13 protein-coding genes are annotated in these 14,371 nt (G+C 71.1%); all 13 read right to left on the reverse strand.

Going from position 1 to position 14,371, the window contains the following annotated elements; genetic code table 11:
* Positions 1-107: 107 nt before the first annotated feature.
* Complete coding sequence (locus AB0K02_RS00005) at positions 108-1,187, reverse strand: DivIVA domain-containing protein (protein WP_365990031.1); 1,080 nt, start codon at positions 1,185-1,187, stop codon at positions 108-110.
* 49 nt (positions 1,188-1,236) lie between these two features.
* On the reverse strand, positions 1,237-1,533 hold the full coding sequence (locus tag AB0K02_RS00010) for a YggT family protein (protein WP_177148724.1): 297 nt from the start codon (positions 1,531-1,533) through the stop codon (positions 1,237-1,239).
* A gap of 69 nt (positions 1,534-1,602) precedes the next feature.
* Positions 1,603-2,208, reverse strand: a complete 606-nt coding sequence (gene sepF / locus AB0K02_RS00015; RefSeq protein WP_365990032.1) for a cell division protein SepF — start codon at positions 2,206-2,208, stop codon at positions 1,603-1,605.
* 125 nt (positions 2,209-2,333) lie between these two features.
* Positions 2,334-3,053 carry a YggS family pyridoxal phosphate-dependent enzyme gene (locus AB0K02_RS00020; RefSeq protein ID WP_365990033.1) on the reverse strand — a complete coding sequence of 240 codons (720 nt, stop codon included), beginning with the start codon at positions 3,051-3,053 and terminating at the stop codon, positions 2,334-2,336.
* Positions 3,050-3,847, reverse strand: a complete 798-nt coding sequence (gene pgeF, locus AB0K02_RS00025; protein ID WP_365990034.1) for a peptidoglycan editing factor PgeF — start codon at positions 3,845-3,847, stop codon at positions 3,050-3,052. The genes AB0K02_RS00020 and pgeF overlap by 4 nt, the downstream gene beginning before the upstream one ends.
* On the reverse strand, positions 3,844-5,043 hold the full coding sequence (gene ftsZ, locus AB0K02_RS00030) for a cell division protein FtsZ (RefSeq protein WP_365990035.1): 1,200 nt from the start codon (positions 5,041-5,043) through the stop codon (positions 3,844-3,846). Before ftsZ ends, pgeF begins: the two co-directional genes overlap by 4 nt.
* A gap of 284 nt (positions 5,044-5,327) precedes the next feature.
* Positions 5,328-6,143 (reverse strand): FtsQ-type POTRA domain-containing protein, encoded by an 816-nt coding sequence (locus tag AB0K02_RS00035; RefSeq protein WP_365990036.1) that lies wholly within the window; start codon positions 6,141-6,143, stop codon positions 5,328-5,330.
* A 13-nt stretch (positions 6,144-6,156) separates the two neighbouring features.
* A complete protein-coding gene (murG, locus tag AB0K02_RS00040) occupies positions 6,157-7,251 on the reverse strand; it encodes an undecaprenyldiphospho-muramoylpentapeptide beta-N-acetylglucosaminyltransferase (RefSeq protein ID WP_365990037.1) in 1,095 nt (364 codons plus the stop codon).
* A gap of 6 nt (positions 7,252-7,257) precedes the next feature.
* The gene (gene ftsW, locus AB0K02_RS00045) at positions 7,258-8,649 is read right to left on the reverse strand and encodes a putative lipid II flippase FtsW (protein ID WP_365990038.1); all 1,392 of its coding nucleotides are present in this window, start codon (positions 8,647-8,649) and stop codon (positions 7,258-7,260) included.
* Positions 8,650-8,858: 209 nt separating this feature from the next.
* Positions 8,859-10,286: a UDP-N-acetylmuramoyl-L-alanine--D-glutamate ligase gene (gene murD / locus AB0K02_RS00050; protein WP_365990039.1), complete on the reverse strand. Its 1,428-nt coding sequence runs from the start codon at positions 10,284-10,286 to the stop codon at positions 8,859-8,861.
* Positions 10,268-11,338 (reverse strand): phospho-N-acetylmuramoyl-pentapeptide-transferase, encoded by a 1,071-nt coding sequence (mraY, locus tag AB0K02_RS00055; protein WP_307715951.1) that lies wholly within the window; start codon positions 11,336-11,338, stop codon positions 10,268-10,270. The genes murD and mraY overlap by 19 nt, the downstream gene beginning before the upstream one ends.
* Positions 11,335-12,762, reverse strand: a complete 1,428-nt coding sequence (gene murF, locus AB0K02_RS00060) for a UDP-N-acetylmuramoyl-tripeptide--D-alanyl-D-alanine ligase (protein ID WP_365990040.1) — start codon at positions 12,760-12,762, stop codon at positions 11,335-11,337. The genes mraY and murF overlap by 4 nt, the downstream gene beginning before the upstream one ends.
* Positions 12,763-12,766: 4 nt before the next feature.
* Entirely contained in the window at positions 12,767-14,335 is a 1,569-nt protein-coding gene (locus AB0K02_RS00065) for a UDP-N-acetylmuramoyl-L-alanyl-D-glutamate--2,6-diaminopimelate ligase (protein WP_365990041.1), read from the reverse strand.
* Positions 14,336-14,371 lie beyond the last annotated feature (36 nt).

Consider the following 14,371-nt stretch of genomic DNA (forward strand, 5'->3'; position numbering starts at 1 on the left):
AGTGGACGCCCCCCGCGCACGCACCGGGCCGGGCCCGGAGCGCATACGCACTCCGGGCCCGGCCCCGCAGTCTGCCGACGGCTACGCGCGCTGCGCGCGCGGCCCCGTCAGTTGTCGTCCTCGTCGATCAGGAAGCCGCGCATCGGCGACGGCGCCTGCTGCATCGGCTGCGGCGCCTGCGGCCGCACCGGTGCCATCGGCTGGGTCATCGCCGGCGACATCTGCTGCTGACCGCCGTACGACGGGCCCGACGGCGAGGGGCCGTGGCCGCCCATCGTCTGGTTGCCGCCGTAGGACGGCGCGCTCGCACCGGCCGGAGCCATGGAGGGCGCCGGGGACGGCGGCAGCGACGCGGTCGCCGGAGTGCGCGGCGGCGCCAGCGAGTCGTCGGACTGGGTCTCCAGCTGACGCAGCTGGCTCTCCAGGTACGACTTCAGACGCGTGCGGTACTCGCGCTCGAAGCCCCGCAGGTCCTCGACCTTGCGCTCCAGCGTGGCGCGCGCGGACTCCAGCGAGCCCATCGCGACGCGGTGCTTCTCCTGCGCGTCCCGCTCGAGGGCGTCGGCCTTGGCCCGGGCGTCACGCTCGAGACCCTCGGCGCGCGAACGCGCCTCTCCGACGATCTTGTTGGCCTCGGAACGGGCCTCGGCGATCGCCTGGTCGGCCGTCTGCTGGGCCAGCGAGAGCACGCGCGCGGCGCTGTCGCCGCCGGGACCCTGACCCATCGGACCACCCTGCGGGCCGCCGTGACCCATGGGGCCGCCCATCGGGCCACCCATGGGACCGCCCTGCATCGGACCGGGGCCCATGGGGCCGCCGGGACCCTGCGGGCCGCCGTGGCTGGGACCGGCCGGCAGCTGGGGAGCACCACCGGGCAGCTGGGGGGGACCCATCTGCGGGGGCTGCTGCTGGACCGGCGGTCCGGATATGGCGGCGGGGACGGGAGCGCCCGGACCGCGGCCGTCCTGCGGCTCCGGCGGCTTGCGCATCCCCTGCTGCTGGTTCTGCGCCGCCGCACGGGTCGCCGCGGCCAGCTTGGCGCGCAGGTCCTCGTTCTCGCGGAGCAGGCGGGTCAGTTCGGCCTCGACCTCGTCGAGAAAGGCATCGACCTCGTCCTCGTCGTAGCCTTCTCGGAGGCGGACGGTTGTGAACTGCTTGTTCCGCACGTCCTCGGGGGTCAGCGGCATCTCTTCTTCACCTCTACGTAGTCGTCGGCAGTCGGCAGGACCGTATCGCTCACATCGAGTTCCCCACTCCACGAACGATGGAGATCAGGATGTAGACGATGATCATCAGAACGAAGAAGGACAGGTCGAGTGCCACGCCCCCGAGACGCAACGGCGGGATGAACCGCCGCAGAAGCTTGAGCGGTGGATCGGTGACAGTGTAGGTGGCCTCCAGAACGACCACCATCGCCTTACCGGGTTGCCATGAACGGGCGAACTGGAAGACGTAGTCCATGACAAGCCGGAAGATCAGGACAACGAGGAAGCACATCAGAGCGATGTAGACCACCTGTAGTGCGACGCTCATCCCGCGCTTCCCTCTCCCCTGGATCCCATCTCAGCCGGCCCCTCGGCCGGGTCGTTCCCGGTGTCGTTCTCAGCTCTGGTTGAAGAATCCGCCCTCTGCGATGCGGGCCTTGTCCTCCGCCGTGACATCGACGTTAGCAGGAGACAACAAGAACACCTTCTGCGTGACCCTCTCAATGCTGCCATGGAGACCGAAGACGAGACCCGCGGCAAAGTCGACAAGTCGCTTCGCATCGGTGTCGTCCATCTCCGTCAGATTCATGATCACAGGGGTGCCCTCGCGGAAGTGTTCCCCGATGGTACGGGCCTCGTTGTAGGTCCGCGGGTGCAGCGTGGTGATGCGGTACGGCTCCCGCTCGGACACGACCTTGGGCATGATCACCGGTGCGTTCTTCTCCAGGTTCGGACGTTCGGATGTGATGGATGCCACGGGCGCGATGCGCGCCGGGCGTCCGCTCTCGACGGGCAGCGGCGCGGGCTCGCGCTGGGCGGGCGGCGCCGTCACTCGAACCGGTTCCTCCCGTTCGACCTGGTGCGGGGCCTGGTGCCGCCGGTGCTCCCGCTCCGGCTCCGGCTCGGGTTCGAAGTCGTCATCGGGGTCGAAGCCCCGGCCGTCGTACCCATCGTCCTCCACGAGGCCGAGGTAGACCGCCATCTTGCGCATCGCGCCGGCCATTCTCTGAGTCCTCCGCTCTGTGGTGGATCGGCTTGCGTCACCAAGTGCCCGCGATCCACTGGGTCAGCCCGCTTTGGGCGGAAATGACCATATTTTCTAACTGTGGTCCGACTTGCTTCGCGACGTTACCGGAGCCTGGGTCGGACTCCGAGTACCGCCGTACCGACGCGCACATGTGTCGCTCCGGCCGCCACGGCCTGTTCGAGGTCCGCACTCATGCCTGCTGACACCATGTTCGCAGCCGGATGGGCCACGCGCAGGCCGGATGCGAATTCCATCAGCCGCTCGAACGCCGCCTGTTGCCGTCCCGCGTACGGTCCGGCGAGCGGCGCGACGGTCATCAGTCCGTCGAGCCGCAGTCCTGGTGAGTCCGCGATCGCCGCCGCCAACTCGTCGATGCGGTCCGGCGCGACACCGCCCCGGGCGCCCTGCTGCCCCGACTCGGCGTCCAGCGCCACCTGCACGAGGCAGCCGAGTTCGCGCTCGGCACGCACGGCGGCCGCCGACAGGGCGGAAACGAGCTTGAGCCGGTCGACAGACTGCACGACATCGGCATAACTCGCGACAGAACGGACCTTGTTGGTCTGCAACTGCCCCACGAAGTGCCAGCGCAGGTTCAGATCCGCACAGGCGGCGGCCTTCGGCGCGGCGTCCTGGTCACGGTTCTCCGCCACATGACGCACGCCCAGTTCATGGAGGAGGCGAACATCACTGGCCGGGTAGGTCTTGGTGACCACGATGAGGGTCACCTCCTCCCGCTCGCGGCCGGCGGCCGCACAGGCGGCGGCGATCCGTTCCTCCACCTTCGCGAGATTCGCGGCGAGTTCGGTCCTGCGGTCCGTCATGCCTGTTCCCGGTCCTCTTCTTCCCGGCCCTCGAGCCAGACGTATCCGGCGAGCCGTCCTGTGGTCCGGTCACGGCGGTACGAGTAGTGGTCGCGCGACTCGAGGGTGCAGACCCGCGATCCGCGCAGGTCCTTCACTCCGAGTGCGGTCAGCTGGGCGTGCACCGCGGCGGTGACGTCGACGGCCGGTGTGCCCCAGCTGGTCTCGGACCAGGCGGCGGGTTCCACTTCGGCCACTTCCGCCCGCATCTGCTCGGGTACTTCGTAGCAGCGACCGCATACGGCAGGTCCGGTGCGGGCGATGATCCGTTCCGGTTCGGCACCGAGCGAGACCATCGCCTCGACGGTCGCGGGGACGACGCCGGCGACCGTGCCGGGCCGGCCCGCGTGCGCCGCGCCCACCACACCCGCGACCGGGTCGGCGAGCAGAACGGGCGTGCAGTCGGCGGTGAGCACCGCGAGGGCGAGTCCGCGCCGGGCGGTGACCACACCGTCCACCTTGGGGGCACCTCCCGGGCCGCCAGGCCCAGGGGAAGGGATCTCCGCGTCCCCCCACGGTGCGTCGACCCGGGCCACGTCCCTGCCGTGGACCTGGTTCATCCAGACGACCCCGGCCGGGTCGAGTCCGAGCGCCCTCGCGGCGATCGCGCGGTTGGTCCGCACGGCCTCGGGGTCGTCGCCTACCGCGCCGCCGAGGTTGAGCTCCTCGTACGGAACGGCGCTCACCCCGCCCCACCTGTCGGTGAAGGCGAAGTGCGCGCCGCTCTCGTCTATCGCGTCGTGCTGCACTGTCACTTCAGGAAGTCCGGAACATCCAGCTCTTCGGCCTGGGTGTCGTACGGACGGGCCGAGGGCACCTGCGGCGAGGACGTCGTGAGGTCCTGTGCGACGGGGGCCGGCTCGGCGGGGACCTGGGGCTCCTCGCGTACGGGCACGGTGCCGAGGCCGCTCGCCGGGCGCGAGCTCTCGGTGCGCTGCGGGGCCGCGGGCTCCTCGCGCTTGGCGGACGCGGAGCCGATCACGTTCTCCCGGCGGGCCGGGGGCTGGCCGCCGTCGAAGCCGGCCGCGATGACGGTCACGCGGACCTCGTCGCCCAGCGCGTCGTCGATGACCGCGCCGAAGATGATGTTGGCCTCGGGGTGGGCGGCCTCGCTCACCAGCTGGGCGGCCTCGTTGATCTCGAAGAGGCCGAGGTCGCTGCCGCCGGAGATGGACAGCAGCACGCCGCGGGCGCCGTCGATGGACGCCTCCAGCAGCGGCGAGGAGATCGCCATCTCGGCCGCGGCCACCGCGCGGTCGTCGCCGCGGGCCGAGCCGATGCCCATGAGCGCCGATCCGGCCTCCGACATCACGGACTTGACGTCGGCGAAGTCGAGGTTGATCAGACCGGGCGTGGTGATGAGGTCGGTGATGCCCTGGACACCCGACAGCAGCACCTGGTCCGCGGACTTGAAGGCGTCGAGGACGCTCACCTGGCGGTCCGAGATGGACAGCAGCCGGTCGTTGGGGATGACGATGAGGGTGTCGACCTCTTCGCGGAGCTCGGCGATGCCGTCCTCCGCCTGGTTCGCGCGCCGGCGGCCCTCGAACGTGAAGGGGCGGGTCACGACGCCGATGGTCAGGGCGCCGAGCGAGCGGGCGATGTTGGCCACGACGGGCGCGCCGCCGGTGCCGGTGCCGCCGCCCTCGCCCGCGGTGACGAAGACCATGTCGGCCCCCTTGAGGACCTCCTCGATCTCCTCGCGGTGGTCCTCTGCCGCCTTGCGACCGACTGCCGGGTTGGCTCCGGCGCCGAGGCCTCGGGTGAGTTCACGGCCCACGTCGAGCTTGACGTCGGCGTCGCTCATCAACAGCGCTTGCGCGTCCGTGTTGATGGCGATGAACTCGACGCCCTTGAGACCGACCTCGATCATTCGGTTGATGGCATTGACACCACCGCCGCCGACACCGATGACCTTGATGACTGCGAGGTAGTTCTGCGGTGCTGCCACGTCGAAGGCCTCTCGCCTCGATTTACGTGTCGCCGCCTCGCGAGGCTGCGCTGCGACGACTGATGTCGAATGGGGACGGCCCGACCAGCCTGCTGCCGACCCGAACCCTAACGGTGAAGTTTAGGGTTACCAGTGTGTCTGTTCCCTTGACTCTTCCGAACAGGACACTAAGTCGACAAGTGGCGCGCGTTCAACGAACACGCCGAACCTCCCGTTTTTCTTTTCACCCTATGTGATCACGCTCAGCCATGCCCAACCAGGGTGCTGGCCTGCGCATATGTGCGTCAACTCCCCGATACCGCAGGGGCGGTGGGGGCACTCACGTCGAAGTGCCGCGCGGTGGGCGCTGCTTTCAACAGCGCCGCGAGTGTGCGAGCCTTCGCCTCGCCGTCCTCGGCACTGCCCCACACCACGGTCCGATCCCCCTTGAGCTCAAGGGAGATGTGATCGTACGACCGCACCTCGACGGTGGTCAGGTCGCGGACGACCCGGTCGGGCAGATCGCCCCGGACCCGTACGGCCTCCGCGAGCAGCCGGTCGGCCCCGAAACGCTTCAGGCTCGGAGACGCGGCCGTCGTCAACTCCAGTCGCGGGACACCCCTCGGGGCCTTGTCGACGGTGGCGAACCGGACGCTCTCGGCGTCCACTTCGATGAACTTTCCGCCCTTTTCGAGAACCAGGACCGGTCGCCGCTCGGTCACCTTCAGACCGATTCCGTGCGGCCACGACCGCACGACCTCGACCGCGCCGATACGGGGCAGTTCGCGCAGCAGCCGCGCCTCGACGGCGTCCGTGTCGACGGCGATCAGCGGTGCGCCGATGGGCACCGCCGCCGCCTCCTCCACCTGCCGGGGTGTGAGCACCTGGGTGCCGGTGGTCGACACGTGTTCGGCACGCAGCCACTTCGAGCCGTAGAGGAGCCAGATCGCGCCCCCGACGAGGAGGACGGCGGCGACGGCGACGGCCAGGGCGCGCCGGCCCGGCCTCGGTGACCGGCCGGCGCCGTCGTCCGGGCGGGGCGGGCGGGCCGGTCCCTCGGACCCGGCGGATCCGTCACGGGGGTTTCGCGCACCGCGCTCGGCGGTGGTCGGTCCGGCCACGCTCCCTGCCTTCTCACGCCTGGCGGCGTGCAGCAATCGCCTCGTACACCATGCCGACGAGGAGGTCGTCGGCGTCCCGGCGGCCGAACTCCGCGGCCGCGCGGGACATCTCGTAGAGCCGGTGCGGATCGGCGAGCACCGGGAGGACGTTGCCCTGGACCCACTCGGGGGTCAGCTCGGCGTCGTCGACCAGCAGTCCACCGCCCGCCTTCACCACCGGCTGGGCGTTCAGCCGCTGTTCGCCGTTGCCGATCGGCAGGGGGACGTATGCGGCGGGCAGGCCCACGGCGGAGAGTTCGGCGACGGTCATCGCGCCCGCGCGGCAGAGCATCATGTCGGCCGCGGCGTACGCGAGGTCCATCCGGTCCACGTACGGTACCGGCACATAGGGCGGCATCCCGGGCATGTTGTCCACCTGCGGCAGTTCGTTCTTGGGACCGACCGCGTGGAGGATCTGGATGCCGGAGCGCTGGAGCACCGGAGCGATCTGCTGGATGACCTCGTTGAGGCGCCGGGCGCCCTGCGAGCCGCCGGACACCAGCAGCGTCGGCAGGTTGGGGTCGAGACCGAAGGCGGCGCGGGCCTCGGGCCGCACCCGGGCGCGGTCGAGGGTCGCGATGGAGTGGCGCAGCGGGATGCCGATGTAGCGGGAGTTGCGCAGCTTGCTGTCCGGGGTGGCGACGGCGACCCCCGCGGCGTACCGCGAGCCGATCTTGTTGGCGAGGCCGGGACGGGCGTTGGCCTCGTGGACGACGATCGGCACACCGAGGCGCTTGGCCGCGAGGTAGCCCGGCAGGGCGACGTAGCCGCCGAAGCCGACGACGCAGTCGGCCTTGGTGCGCTCCAGGACCTGCTCGGCCGCCTTGATGGTGCCGCGCAGCCGTCCGGGGACGGTGATCAGCTCGGGGGTGGGCGTGCGCGGCAGCGGAACGGCGGGGATGAGCGCCAACTCGTAGCCGCGCTCGGGGACGAGCCTGGTCTCGAGTCCGCGCTCCGTGCCGAGGGCCGTGATCCCCACGGTCGGGTCCTGCCTGCGCAGGGCGTCCGCGAGGGCGAGCGCGGGCTCGATGTGGCCGGCGGTCCCCCCGCCGGCGAGTACGACATGCACCGAAATTCACCGCTCTCCGGACGGACGCTTCTTGACGCGCCGTCTCATCGACTTCCATCTCACCCCGGGCCTCCGCGTGGCCAGGGCCGCTTTCGCGGCGGGATCCTGTCGCGCGAAGGCGATCAGGAGCCCGACGGCGAACATCGTCGGCAGCAGGGCCGACCCGCCGTAGGAGAACAGCGGGAGCGGAACGCCGGCGATCGGCAGCAGACCGAGCACCGCACCGATGTTGACCACGGCCTGGGCCGTGATCCAGGTGGTCACACCTCCCGCTGCGTACCTCACGAAGGGGTCCTCCGTGCGTCCGGCAACGCGGATACCCGCATAGCCTAGAGCCGCGAACAACGCGAGCACCGACAGCGTCCCCGCGAGGCCCAGTTCCTCCCCGGCGACGGCGAAGATGAAGTCGGTGTGCGGTTCGGGCAGTTGGCCCCATTTTTCCACACTTGCACCGAGACCGGAACCGAACCATCCGCCGGAGGCAAGAGCATAGATGCCGTGCACGGCCTGCCAGCACTCGCCTTTGGGTCCGAGGTCGGTGGCACCGATGCACGCGAGCCGTGACATGCGGTTCTCGTTGGTCCTGATCAGCAGCAGACCGACGAGCACCGCGATGCCGAGCACCCCGGCGAACAGGCGCGTGGGAGCCCCCGCGAGCCACAGCAGGCCGAACAGGACGGCGGTCAGGATGATCGCCGTCCCCATGTCGCCGCCGAGCATGATCAGGCCGAGGAGCAGGAACGCGACGGGGACGAGCGGGACGAGCAGGTGCTTCCACTGGGTCAGCAGCCGCCTCTCCTGCTTGCGGGCGAGCAGGTCGGCGCCCCAGAGGATGAGCGCGAGCTTTCCGAACTCGCTCGGCTGGAGCTGGAAGGGTCCGCCGAGGTAGATCCAGTTCTGGTTGCCGTTGACCGCATGCCCTATCCCGGGCACCTGCACGAGGACCATCAGGAACACGGCGGCCAGCAGCAGCGGGTACGACAGGGCGCGGTGCAGCTTGACGGGCATGCGGGAGGCGAGCAACAGCAGTCCCGCGCCGATGAGGGCGGCGACGAACTGCTTGCGGAAGAAGTACGAGGCGGGCAGGGAGTACTCCAGCGCCTGGATCATGGACGCGGAGTAGACCATGACGAGGCCGAGCACGGTCACGAGAAGGCTGCTGCCGAGGATGAGGTAGTACGCGGTCAGGGGCCGGTCCCAGGCCCGCCGCGCCTGCTCGTACAGCCGTCGCGGGCCGCGGGGTCCGCCGCCGAGGGGCGCCTTGGGGGTGCGGGAGCTCCCGCCCGCCCGCACCAGCCTCGCCCGGGGCGCCTCGGCCCGGCTCCGCAGCGCGACGCCGGCTGCGCCGGCGACGGCGGGGACGGGCCCCGCGAGGCCGGCCCACAACACCGCCGTCATGTGCCGGATCCGCTCCAGGGGCGCGCCCGTGGGGCGGGCGCCGGCTCCACGACGGCCGGCCGGCGCGGCCGAGGCGCGGCCGTCGGCCACGGGGCGGGCGCCGGGAACGCGCGGGGCGCTCCCCCGCGGGGGTACGGACCCGGTCGTGCTGGGCGGCATCGTCGCTGTCCCCTCCAGTCGTGCCCGGCGGCAGCCGGACCTGGCGGCTGTCAGCCGTGCTCGGCGGCGAGTGCGCGGACCGCTTCCGCGAAGGCCTCGCCTCGCTCGTTGTAGTTGGTGAACATGTCCATCGAGGCGCAGGCGGGGGCCAGCAGAACCGTGTCGCCGGGCCGGGCGAGCGAAGCCGCCTCCGCCACCGCCGCGGACATCGCCCCAGTGTCGGTCCGGTCGAGGTCGACGACCGGGACCTGGGGGGCGTGTCGCGCGAGGGCGTCACGGATCAGGGCACGGTCCGCGCCGATCAGCACGACACCGCGGAGGCGAGCCGCCGACCTGGCGACCAGCTCGTCGAACGTGGCGCCCTTGGCAAGCCCCCCGGCGATCCACACGATCGGCTCGTACGCGGCCAGAGACGCTTCCGCGGCATGGGTGTTGGTGGCCTTGGAGTCGTCGACGTACACGACGCCCGCGACGTCCGCCACGCGCTCGATGCGGTGCGCGTCGGGGCGGAAGGCCCGCAGACCGTCGCGTACGGCCGCCGGGGCCACGCCGAAGGCGCGGGCGAGTGCCGCGGCCGCCAGCGCGTTGGCGATGTTGTGCGGCGCGGGCGGGTCGACGTCGGAGACCTCGGCCAGCTCCTGCGCCTGCTTCTGCCGGTTCTCGACGAACGCGCGGTCCACCAGAATGCCGTCCACGACGCCGAGTTGGGACGGCCCCGGCGTGCCCAGCGTGAAGCCGATGGCGCGGCAGCCCTCCTCCACGTCCGCCTCGCGCACCAGGTCCTCGGTCGCCGGGTCGGCGGCGTTGTAGACGCAGGCGACCGTGTTGCCCTCGTAGATCCGGCCCTTGTCGGCGGCGTACGCCTCCATGGAGCCGTGCCAGTCGAGGTGGTCCGGCGCGAGGTTGAGGACCGCGGCGGAGTGCGCGCGCAGCGAGGGCGCCCAGTGGAGCTGGTAGCTGGAGAGTTCGACGGCGAGCACGTCGTACTGCTCGTCGCCGGTCACCACGTCGATGATCGGAGTGCCGATGTTCCCGATGGCGGCGGTCCGCAGACCGGCGGCCGACAGGATGGAGGCGAGCATCCGCGTCGTGGTCGTCTTGCCGTTGGTGCCGGTGACGGCGAGCCACGGCGCCGCGTCCGGGCCGCGCAGCCGCCAGGCGATCTCGACGTCGCCGACGACGTCGACGCCCGCCTTGGCCGCCGCCTCGAAGAGCGGGCTGGAGGGCTTCCAGCCGGGCGAGGTGACCACCAGCTCGGTGCCCTCGGGCAACGTCTCGGCGTCGCCGAGGCGCACCGTGACCCCCAGCTCGGCCAGTTCCGCGGCGCGCGCCCGGTGCGCGTCGCTGTCGCCGCCGTCCACGACGGTGACGGCCGCGCCGAGGCCGGCCAGGGCGCGGGCGGCGCTGATGCCGCTCACCCCGAGGCCGGCGACGGTGATGTTCCTGCCCTGCCACTCGCTCACTTGTCGGCTGCCCATCCGGCGTAGAAGAGGCCCAGACCCACGATGACGCACATGCCCTGGATGATCCAGAAGCGGACCACCACAAGGACTTCGGACCACCCCTTGAGTTCGAAGTGGTGCTGCAGCGGCGCCATCCGGAAGACCCGCTTGCCGGTCATCCGGAAGGAACCGACCTGGATCACCACGGACATGGTGATGAGGACGAACAGTCCGCCGAGGAGGGCGAGCAGGAACTCGGTGCGCGAGCAGATCGCCAGACCCGCGAGCGCGCCGCCGAGCGCGAGCGAGCCGGTGTCGCCCATGAAGATCTTGGCGGGCGAGGTGTTCCACCACAGGAAGCCGAAGCAGGCTCCCATGAGGGCGGAGGCCACGACCGCGAGGTCGAGTGGATCTCGTACCTCGAAACAGGCGTTGGGGTTGGTCAGGGTCTCCGCGTTGGCGCAGGACTCCTGGAACTGCCACAGGCCGATGAAGGTGTACGCGCCGAAGACCATCACCGACGCGCCCGTCGCGAGGCCGTCGAGGCCGTCGGTCAGGTTCACGCCGTTCGACATCGCGAGGATCATGAACAGCGCCCAGACCACGAACAGCACGGGTCCGATGGACCACCCGAAGTCGGTGATGAACGACAGCTTGGTGGAGGCCGGGGTGTTGCCGCGCTTGTCGGCGAACTGGAGCGACAGCACCGCGAAGGCGATGCCGACGATCAGCTGCCCCGCCATCTTCGCCTTGGCCCTCAGACCGAGCGACCGCTGCTTGACGATCTTGATGTAGTCGTCGAGGAAGCCGACGAGGCCCATGCCGGCCATCAGGAAGAGCACGAGGACACCCGAGAAGGTCGGGTCCTCACCGGTGATGACCTTGGCGAGCGCGTACGCGATCAGCGTGGCCAGGATGAAGGAGATGCCGCCCATGGTGGGCGTGCCCTTCTTGCTGCCGTGCGTACGGGGGCCGTCGTCCCGGATGAACTGCCCGTATCCCTTGCGGGCCAGCAGCTTGATCAGCAGCGGGGTCCCGATCAGGGTCAGGAAGAGACCGATGGCTCCCGCGAAGAGGATCTGCCTCATCGGACGGCACCCTCACCCTCGGAGCTGTCGAAGCCCTCGAGCAGAGCCTGTGCGATCCGCTCCAGACCGACCGACCTGGAAGCCTTCACCAGCACGACGTCTCCCGGGCGCAACTCTTTGCGCAACAGGTCGACCGCCGCCTGCGCGTCGGACACGTGCACCGACTCCTCACCCCACGAACCCTCGTTGTATGCGCCCAGTTGCAACCAGGACGCTTCCCTGCCCCCGACCGCGACGAGCTTGCCGACATTGAGCCGGACGGCGAGCCGTCCGACCGCGTCGTGCTCGGCGAGCGCCTCGTCCCCGAGCTCGGCCATCTGCCCGAGCACCGCCCATGTGCGACCTCCCTTTGCCCGTGCGGCTTCGCCCATGGCGGCCAGTGCCCGAAGCGCGGCACGCATGGACTCGGGGTTCGCGTTGTAGGCGTCGTTGACGACCGTCACGCCGTCCGGACGCTCGGTGACCTCCATCCGCCAGCGGGAGAGGGTGCCCGCCTCGGAGAGCGCGAGGGCGATCTCGTCCACAGGCATGCCCAGCTCATGGGCGACGGCGGCCGCGGCGAGCGCGTTCGACACGTGGTGCTCACCGTACAGCCGCATGGTCACGTCACTGCACCCGGTGGGTGTGTGGAGCGTGAAGGAGGGCTGTCCGTGCTCCGTGAGCCGGACATTCTCGGCGCGTACGGCGGCGTCGGCGGCCTCTCCGAAGAGCAGCACACGGGCCTCGGTGCGCGACGCCATGGCGCGGACCAGCGGGTCGTCGGCGTTGAGTACGGCGACGCCGTCCTTCGGCAGGGACTCGACGAGTTCGCCCTTGGCCTGGGCGATCTGCTCGCGGCCGCCGAACTCGCCGATGTGCGCGGTCCCCACGTTGAGGACGAGGCCGATCCGGGGCGGGGTGAGCCCGGTGAGGTACCGGATATGGCCGATTCCGCGCGCCCCCATCTCCAGGACGAGGTGCTGGGTCTCCTCGGTGGCGGTCAGTGCGGTGAGGGGCAGGCCGATCTCGTTGTTGAGGGAGCCCGGGGTCCAGACCGTGGGCGCCTTTCGCTGGAGCACCTGGGCGATCAGGTCCTTGGTGCTCGTCTTGCCGGCGGAGCCGGTCAGCGCGACGACCTGGGTGCCGAGCCGCTCGACCACGGCGCGGGCGAGCGCGCCCAGGGCCCTTTGGACGTCGTCCACGACGATGGCGGGCGCCTGGACCGGACGGGTCGCGAGGACGGCCACCGCACCCGCGTCCACGACCTGGCGCGCGTAGTCGTGTCCGTCGACGCGTTCGCCCACGAAGGCGACGAAGAGGCTGCCGGGCTCGATCTCACGGGAGTCCCGGACGACGGGGCCGGTGACCTGGACGGCCGGATCCGGTATGTCGTACGTCTGCCCGCCGACGATTTCGGCGATCTCGGCGAGGGAGAGGGCGATCACTACTTCATCCCTGACTGTTCTGGATTGCTTCGCGCAGTACCTGGCGGTCGTCGAACGGGCGGACCACTCCGGCGATGTCCTGGCCCTGCTCGTGGCCCTTGCCGGCGACGAGGACGGTGTCGCCGGGCCGGGCACGGGCGACGGCGGCCGCGATGGCCGCGGCACGGTCGGCCTCGACCAGGACGTCGCCGCGCTCGTGGATCGGCACCTCGGCGGCGCCGGCGAGCATGGCGGCCAGGATCGCGAGGGGGTCCTCGGAGCGCGGGTTGTCGGAGGTCAGTACGGCGGTGTCGGCCAGGCGCGCGGCAGCGGCGCCCATCGGTCCGCGCTTGGTCACGTCCCGGTCGCCGCCGCAGCCGAGGACGACGTGCAGCCGGCCCTCGGTGACCTTGCGCAGGGAGCGCAGGACGGATTCGACGGCGTCGGTCTTGTGGGCGTAGTCGACGACGGCGAGATACGGCTGGCCCGCGTCGACACGCTCCAGCCGGCCGGGCACACCGGGCACGGCGGCGATGCCGTCGGCGGCGGTCTGGGGTTCGATTCCGGCCACGGCGAGCGTGACGATCGCCGCGAGCGTGTTGGCGACGTTGAACGGGCCGGGCAGGGGCGCCTGGGCGCGCACCCGCTCGCCCTTCGGGCCGACGACGGTGAACGTCGAACCGATGGCGGTGACGTCGACGTCCTCGGCGCGCCAGTCGGCGTCCGGGTGGCCCTCGGCGGAGAAGGTGGTGACCGGCACGGTCGCCTCCTCGACCAGCCTGCGGCCGTACTCGTCGTCGAGGTTGACGACGCCTTCCCGGCTGCGGCGCGGGGTGAACAGCTGCGCCTTGGCCTGGAAGTAGTCCTCCATGCCGGAGTGGAACTCCATGTGCTCGGGGCTGAGGTTGTTGAAGACGGCGACGTCGAAGACGCAGCCGTCGACGCGGCCGAGCACGAGGGCGTGGCTGGAGACCTCCATGGCGACCGAGTCCACGCCGCGTTCGCGCATGACGGCGAACAGCGCCTGGAGGTCGGTGGCCTCGGGGGTGGTGCGCTCGGACTTGATGCGCTCGTCGCCGATGCGCATCTCGACCGTGCCGATCAGCCCGGTGGCGCGGCCGGCCGCGCGCAGGCCGCCCTCGACGAGGTAGGCCGTGGTGGTCTTGCCGGAGGTGCCGGTGATGCCGATCTGGAGCAGGCCCTCGCCGGGCCGGCCGTAGATCTCGGCGGCGAGTTCGCCCATCCGGCCGCGTGGGTTGTCGGTGACCAGGACCGGCAGTCCGGTGGCCGCGGCGCCTTCGGCGCCCGCCTCGTCGGTGAGGATCGCGGCGGCCCCGAGGTCGGCGGCCTGCGGCGCGAAGTCGGCTCCGTGGAACCGGGCGCCGGGCAGGGCCGCGTACACGTCACCGGGGCGCACCGCCCGCGAGTCGTGGGTGATGCCGGTGATCTCTCCCCGGGCCTGCGTCTGCACGCCCAGCCGGGCGGCCAGATCCCCGAGGTCTGTCGGGCGGGGCCGCGTCGGGCGTGGCGCCCCCGGCTGGTGTTTCGCGGGGTCGTCCTGCTGGGCGGTTCGGTACTGATCAGCGTGTGGCACGGCGGTGAGCGTACCGGGCCCGGGCGGCCCGGGGGA

The organism is Streptomyces sp. NPDC049597 (assembly GCF_040675505.1).
Lineage (GTDB): Bacteria > Actinomycetota > Actinomycetes > Streptomycetales > Streptomycetaceae > Streptomyces.

Excerpts from the sequence above, each read along its gene's own strand:
- AB0K02_RS00005 (WP_365990031.1), bottom strand. The coding sequence starts at position 1,187 with ATGCCGCTGACCCCCGAGGACGTGCGGAACAAGCAGTTCACAACCGTC.
- AB0K02_RS00020 (WP_365990033.1), bottom strand. The coding sequence starts at position 3,053 with ATGACGGACCGCAGGACCGAACTCGCCGCGAATCTCGCGAAGGTGGAG.
- murD (WP_365990039.1), bottom strand. The coding sequence starts at position 10,286 with ATGGGCAGCCGACAAGTGAGCGAGTGGCAGGGCAGGAACATCACCGTC.
- ftsW (WP_365990038.1), bottom strand. The coding sequence starts at position 8,649 with ATGACGGCGGTGTTGTGGGCCGGCCTCGCGGGGCCCGTCCCCGCCGTC.
- AB0K02_RS00010 (WP_177148724.1), bottom strand. The coding sequence starts at position 1,533 with ATGAGCGTCGCACTACAGGTGGTCTACATCGCTCTGATGTGCTTCCTC.
- sepF (WP_365990032.1), bottom strand. The coding sequence starts at position 2,208 with ATGGCCGGCGCGATGCGCAAGATGGCGGTCTACCTCGGCCTCGTGGAG.
- mraY (WP_307715951.1), bottom strand. The coding sequence starts at position 11,338 with ATGAGGCAGATCCTCTTCGCGGGAGCCATCGGTCTCTTCCTGACCCTG.